General features: G+C 64.1%; 5 protein-coding genes. 2 read left to right on the forward strand and 3 right to left on the reverse strand.

What is annotated here, in order from left to right; translation table 11 throughout:
- Nucleotides 1-244: 244 nt before the first annotated feature.
- Complete coding sequence (locus tag IGS55_RS27710) at nucleotides 245-538, forward strand: DUF6916 family protein (RefSeq protein ID WP_230519553.1); 294 nt, start codon at nucleotides 245-247, stop codon at nucleotides 536-538.
- A gap of 65 nt (nucleotides 539-603) precedes the next feature.
- Here IGS55_RS27710 and IGS55_RS27715 read toward each other — a convergent pair whose 3' ends face one another.
- The 3 genes from IGS55_RS27715 to IGS55_RS27725 are packed head-to-tail and all read right to left on the reverse strand — an operon-like array spanning nucleotide 604 to nucleotide 2,253.
- Entirely contained in the window at nucleotides 604-1,137 is a 534-nt protein-coding gene (locus tag IGS55_RS27715; protein WP_230519552.1) for a phage tail protein, read from the reverse strand.
- 48 nt (nucleotides 1,138-1,185) lie between these two features.
- Nucleotides 1,186-1,719, reverse strand: a complete 534-nt coding sequence (locus IGS55_RS27720; protein ID WP_070253778.1) for a phage tail protein — start codon at nucleotides 1,717-1,719, stop codon at nucleotides 1,186-1,188.
- A gap of 30 nt (nucleotides 1,720-1,749) precedes the next feature.
- Nucleotides 1,750-2,253 carry a phage tail protein gene (locus IGS55_RS27725; RefSeq protein WP_230519551.1) on the reverse strand — a complete coding sequence of 168 codons (504 nt, stop codon included), beginning with the start codon at nucleotides 2,251-2,253 and terminating at the stop codon, nucleotides 1,750-1,752.
- A 353-nt stretch (nucleotides 2,254-2,606) separates the two neighbouring features.
- Here IGS55_RS27725 and IGS55_RS27730 point away from each other — a divergent pair.
- Nucleotides 2,607-6,337 (forward strand): beta strand repeat-containing protein (locus IGS55_RS27730; RefSeq protein WP_230537313.1); only part of this gene is annotated, 3,731 nt, incomplete at its 3' end.

Raw genomic sequence — 6,337 nt, forward strand, 5'->3', positions numbered from 1 at the left:
GACTACAACAGCAATCTGAGTATGGAGAGCGGACGTACCCAGTCGGTGATGTTCGGCATCGCCATGCCGCTCAGGTAGCGCTGCGAATAAAGGGAGTGACGCCGCGGGGCGGGAGCAGCTTGCTTCCGCCCCGCGGTGCATGTGGCGTCTGTTTTTTCATGTCATTGCCGTGCCGGGACAGCAATGATTCCATTAGAATCAGGCATCGTCTTCACTACACTGCTTACGGAATGGAATGCCTGGAATGATGACTGTCCTGACCCTCGAACATTTTGCCGCGCGCGTCAACGAGACGTTTATTGCGGCCAGTGACGGCAACGCCGCCTTTGTCCTGAAGGAAGTGCAGCCGCTGCCGTCAGCGACCCTGGAGGGCTTGATGCGCAAGCCGTTCAGCCTGCTGTTTCACCATAGCTCGCCCATTCTGTTCAGCCAGAAAATCTTCCAGATGCGGCATGAGGCGTTTGGCGAAGTGGGTATCTTTTTGGTGCCGGTGGCGCGTGACAGCCACGGCTTTCTGTACCAGGCCGTGTTCAACTGAGGCCGGTATGGGAAGAAGGGCAAGGCGGGCGCCGCGATGGCGCCGCCTGCCTGGATGAATCCAACTTAGTCGAATGACGGAAACTCGCCTTGCAGGGCGATGCAGAAATTCAGAGCCAGCATCGGCTGGCGGTTTTCGTGCGGCTGGCCGCCACCGGCACTACCGATCGCGGTCGGGGACAGCGATACATTGGGTGGCGTTGCCGGCACGAACGCGGACGTGCCGCCCAGCGCAATCAAGGCGTCGCCAGCGAGCGGCGTGTTGTGCTGCAGGGCGGCCGTGGGCTGGCGGTACACATTGGGTTGATGGGTGTGGTTCGGGATCTCCGTGACGTTCAAGGTGACACTGTTGCTGCCGAAGGTCTCGCCCATCACGCGCGGCGTCAGGCCCGGTCCTTGTCCCTGGCTGCACGGCGCGCGTCCCGTGAAGTTGGGCAGCTGGAAGGTGGTGGTCCCATTGCCGCCATACTGCGTGCCGATCAACGCAAACAGGGCGGAATATTGCTGGATTTGCAGGGTGGCGCCGTTGCAGCTGGCCCATCCGTAGGGTGTGAAATTGAAGCCGAAGACTTGTATCTCGCCAAGGTATGGTGTTGTCACGGTAGGTTCTCCTGATCGATTTTATGGGCTGCGCTGGCTTGCCGGCTGTTATTGCTGCGAGGGGAAAATGCCTGCCCATGCGATGCAGAAGGAGGCGGTCAGTGTCGGCATGGTGTTCTCGTGCGGCAGGGTGCCGCCTGTCGCGCCCGTGGCGGTGGTTGCCAGTGCATAGGCGGTCAGGCCGGTCAGATCGCTGGTGTACATCTTGTCGTTATTCGACGGGGCCGTCAGCAGCAGGTTGGCCGCTGGCACATTCGCCGTCGCCAGGGTGCTGTTCACATTGAACGGGTGCGTATGCGAAGGAAGCTGGGTTGCCAGCAAGGTCACCGATTCGCTGCCGCTTCGTTGCCCGATGGGCCGGTTGGTCAGGCCGGGACCGGTGCCCATATGCAGGGGAACCTGGCCGCGCAGGTCGGGCACGGCGAAAGTGTTGACGCCGTCGCCGCCGTAGGTGGTGCCCAGCAGGGTGTACAGTACTTCATTATTGGCGATCGGTTTCAGGCTGCCGTCGCAGGCGAACCAGCCGCTGGGAATGCGGGGAAAGGCAAACAGGCGAATTTCGCCGACATAGGGTGTGGTCATGACTATGCTCCGTAAGAAGTGGCGGATTCGTTAGTTGCGCGACGGGAAGATACCGCTCAAGGCGATATTGAAGTTGATGACCGAGAACGGCTGCATGTTGGGATGCGCCTGGTTGCCGCCGGTCAACGCCAGGGTCTGGCTGGAGAGGGTCACTTGCGGTCCGGCCGACCCGTAGATGGATTCCGCGCCGCTGCCGCCAAACAGGGTATTCGTGGGATTTTTCGAGGTGCCCGGCGTCGTCACCGCATTGGCCGCATGCGTGTGCGGCGGCATCTCGGTCGGTATCAAGGTGACAGCCTCCTGCCCCGCCCGTGTGCCGGTCTGGTATGGGGAAGGTTGCCACGCACCGTCGGCCGAAGCACCCGCGCCAACCGGAGTGCAGCCTTGCAGGTTAGGCAAGGCGAAGGTGGTACTGCCGTTCCCCCCGTAAGCGGTACCCAGCAGTGCAAACAGCGCCTGATTCTGCGCAATCGGCAGCAATTGCCCGTTACATGCCGCAAAGCCACGCGGCGCAAAATTGAAGCCGCCCATCATGATTTGTCCTAGATACACATCAGCCATCATCGTTCTCCCACGGTTGGAATGCCATTGAATTTCAAATAAGCAATATTTTCCATTTGCAATCAATATTGCGTTTTAAAAAACCCTTTTTGTTATAGTTACTTTATTGAAATCTCGGAGTAGCATACGTTGTCATATGGCAAGCGTCAACATCTGTTGGCACTGTAGAAGAGCCCGGAATGGGCAGCGCTGACGGCCTGAAATCACCTTCATTTTTGTCTGAAAAACTCTGTATTGGAGAAGCTATGTTGCGTATTTGCAACGACCTCGGCGGCCGTCCGGCCCATTCTTTCCTGCTCGCTTTGTTTGCTGGAAATGCGAAACGAATGCCGGATCGTGGCACCGCCGGGACGGCTGTATTTTCCCGTCTGGGACAGTGGTTCGCTTTGCTGTGCCTGCTGATGCTGGCGTTCGTCGCCAACCCGGCGCAGGCTGCGCCGAGCGTGAAATGTACGGCCAGCCAGAGTTTTTCAGTCGCCTCGGGCGGCTCGCATATCATCGACCTGTCTTCCTGCAGCGGATTCGGCCTGATTGACAATAACGCGACGCCCTTGCACGGCACGATTACAGGCCTCGTCAATAACAGCAATGGCATCGCCACCTATATCAATAATGGCGACGGGGCGCTGTCCGACAGCTTTATCCTGCTCGACGAAGACAGCATGGAGGTGACTTTCACCGTGACAGTCGCGCCCGCGGCGGCCGCCTTCACGGTGTTGCCGGGCAGTTTGACCGCGCCCGTGATCGGCACACCTTACAGCCAGACCATGTCGGCGAGTGGCGGTGTCGCTCCCTACAGCTATGTGCTCGATTCCGGCACCTTGCCGCCCGGTATCAGCGTATCGCCGAGCGGCGTGATTTCCGGCACCGTGACGGCTACCGGCGCCTATGTGTTTGGCGTCAAGGTTACCGACTCGACCCCGGGCACGCCGCAGGTGGTCATCAAGAACTATTCCGTGTCGATCGCCGTACCGATCTTGTCCATTACGCCCACCACCCTGGCTGCGGGAGGTTTGGCGACGCCGTACAGCCAGCAGATGTCGACCGCGAATGGCACCGCGCCCTATACGTATGTAGTGGAATCGGGCAGTTTGCCGCCGGGCCTGAGCCTGTCCTCCAGCGGCTTGTTATCGGGTACGCCCAGCGCGATGAACACCTATAACTTTGTGATCAAATCGACCGATGTCACGGGCGGCAACGGACCGTACAACACGTCGCGCAGCTATTCCATGGTGATCAACGCCCAGCCGCCGCCGACCATCACCGGCGTGACGCCCGCGTCCGGCCCAGCCTCTGGCGGCACGGCCGTCACGATTACCGGTACCGGCTTTACGGGCGTCACGGCGCTGAAGTTTGGCGCCAACAATGGCGTCGCCGTTACCGTCGTCAATGCCACGACCATGACCGCCACGTCGCCAGCCGGCAGCGCCGGCACCGTGAACGTCACCGTCACCGCCGCCGGCGGTACCAGCGCCACCGATGCCGCCAACCAGTTCACGTATATTCCCGCGCCGACGGTCACCGGCATTTCGCCCACGGCGGGCCCCACCGCCGGCGGCACCACGGTCACTATCACGGGCACGGGATTTACGGGCGCCACGGCGGTGACTTTCGGCGCCACCGCGGCCACCGGCTATACCGTCAACAGCGCCACGCAGATCACGGCGACGGCGCCAAGCGGCAGCGGCACGGTCGACGTACGCGTCACCACGACGGGCGGCACCAGCGCCACCGGCGCGGCGGACCAGTACACCTATGCGGCGGCGCCGACAGTGACGAGCATTTCGCCCACGGCCGGCCCGGCCGCTGGCGGCGGCACCGTCACCATCACCGGCACGGGCTTTGGCGGCACGACGGCGGTGACCTTCGGCGCCACGGCGGCGACGGGCTTCACCGTCAACAGCGCCACGCAGATCACGGCGACGGCGCCAGCCGGCACGGGCACGGTGGACGTGCGCGTGACCACGGCGGGCGGCACCAGCGCCACCAGCGCGGCGGATCAATATACGTATGTGGCGGCACCGGTGATCACGAGCATTTCGCCGGCCACGGGTCCGGCCACCGGCGGCACGACCGTCATCATCACCGGTTCGAACTTTAGCGGCACGACGGCCGTGACCTTCGGCGCCACGGCGGCCACCGGTTTTACCGTCAACAGCGCCACGCAGATCACGGCGACGGCGCCGAGTGGCAGCGGCACGGTCGATGTGCGCGTCACGACGGCGGGCGGCACCAGCGCCACCGGCGCGGCGGACCAGTTCACGTATATCGGCACGCCAACGGTCACCAGCATTGCGCCGACGGCGGGCCCCACGGCCGGTGGCGCGTCTGTCATCATCACTGGCACGGGCTTGAGCGGTGCGACGGCGGTAACCTTCGGCGCCACGGCGGCGACCGGCTTTACGGTCAACAGCGCCACGCAAATCACGGCGACGGCACCGGCGGGCACGGGCACGGTGGATGTGCGCGTCACCACGCTGGGCGGCACCAGCGCCACCAGCGCGGCGGATCAATATACGTATGTGGCGGCACCGGTGGTGAGCAGCGTTTCGCCCACGTCGGGCGCCTCCATTGGCGGCGCCACTGTGACGATCACGGGCACGGGCTTTGGCGGCACGACGGCCGTGACCTTCGGCGCTACGTCGGCGACGGGCTTCACCGTCAACAGCGCCACGCAGATCACGGCGACGGCGCCGAGTGGCAGCGGCACGGTCGATGTGCGCGTCACGACGGCGGGCGGCACCAGCGCCACCGGCGCGGCGGACCAGTTCACGTATATCGGACCGCCAACGGTGAGCGGTATTTCGCCCGCGGCCGGGCCAACGGCAGGTGGCACCAGCGTTACCATCAGCGGCGCGGGTTTCAGCGGCGCGACGGCGGTGACCTTCGGCGCCACCGCGGCCACCGGCTTTACCGTCAACAGCGCCATGCAGATCACGGCGACAGCGCCAGCTGGCAGTGCCGGCACGGTGGACGTGCGCGTCACCACCACGGGTGGCACCAGCGCCACCGGCGCGGCGGACCAGTTCACCTATGTCTCGGCGCCCACTGTCAGCGGCATCAATCCTGCCTTCGGACCGGTCGGCGGCGGTGCCAGTGTCGTCATCACCGGTACGGGCTTTGCCAGCACGACGGGGGTGACCTTTGGCGCGACGGCAGCTCCCGGCTTTACCGTCAACAGCGCGACGCAGATCACGGCGACGGCGCCAGCGGGCACGGGTACGGTGGACGTGCGCGTGACCACCGCGGGTGGCACCAGTGCCACCAGCACGGCGGACCAATTTACGTTTATTCCTACCGGCGTGCTGACGTTTGCGACACCGACGGCCGCCTCCGTACCGTTGGGTAACAGCTTCACCAATGCGGCGACATCCACCCTGACTGGCGGCAGTTATGGCGCCCTCAGCTATGCGAGCTCGAATCCCGGCGTGGCGACCGTCAGCGCGAGCGGCGTCATCACACCGGTCACCGCTGGCAGCAGCATCATCACCGTTACCCAGGCTGCCGTTGCCGGGGTGAATACGGTGGCCACGCAAACGTATACGCTGACCGTCTCGTCGGCCATGGACATCACGCCGGCTTCCTTGCCGGCGGGCCAGATCAGCGTGGCCTACAGCCAGCAATTGAGTGCCAGCGGCGGTAGCGGACCGTACTCCTACGCCGTGTCGGCGGGCAGCCTGCCTGTCGGCATGAGCCTGAACAGCAGCGGCGTACTCAGCGGCACGCCGACGGCGGCCGGCAGCTTCCCGTTCACCGTGACCGTCACGGATGCGCATCTGTTTACGGGCGCGAAGAGCTATAACCTGTCCGTTTCTTCCGCAGCGGTGGTGCTGACGCCAGCGAGCCTGGCCAATCCGACGGCCACCGTGGCATACAGTTCGACCTTGACGGCGGCGGGCGGCACGGCGCCATACAGCTTCGCCGTGATTGGTTCGCTGCCTGCGGGCCTGAGCCTGAACACGGCCACCGGCGTGCTGTCCGGCACGACGAACGTGGCCGGCAGTTTCCCGTTCAGCATCAAGGTCACGGACAGCAGCACGGGCACGGGTGCGCCGTT

This window comes from Janthinobacterium sp. EB271-G4-3-2 (assembly GCF_020858035.1).
Classification (GTDB): domain Bacteria; phylum Pseudomonadota; class Gammaproteobacteria; order Burkholderiales; family Burkholderiaceae_D; genus Janthinobacterium; species Janthinobacterium aestuarii.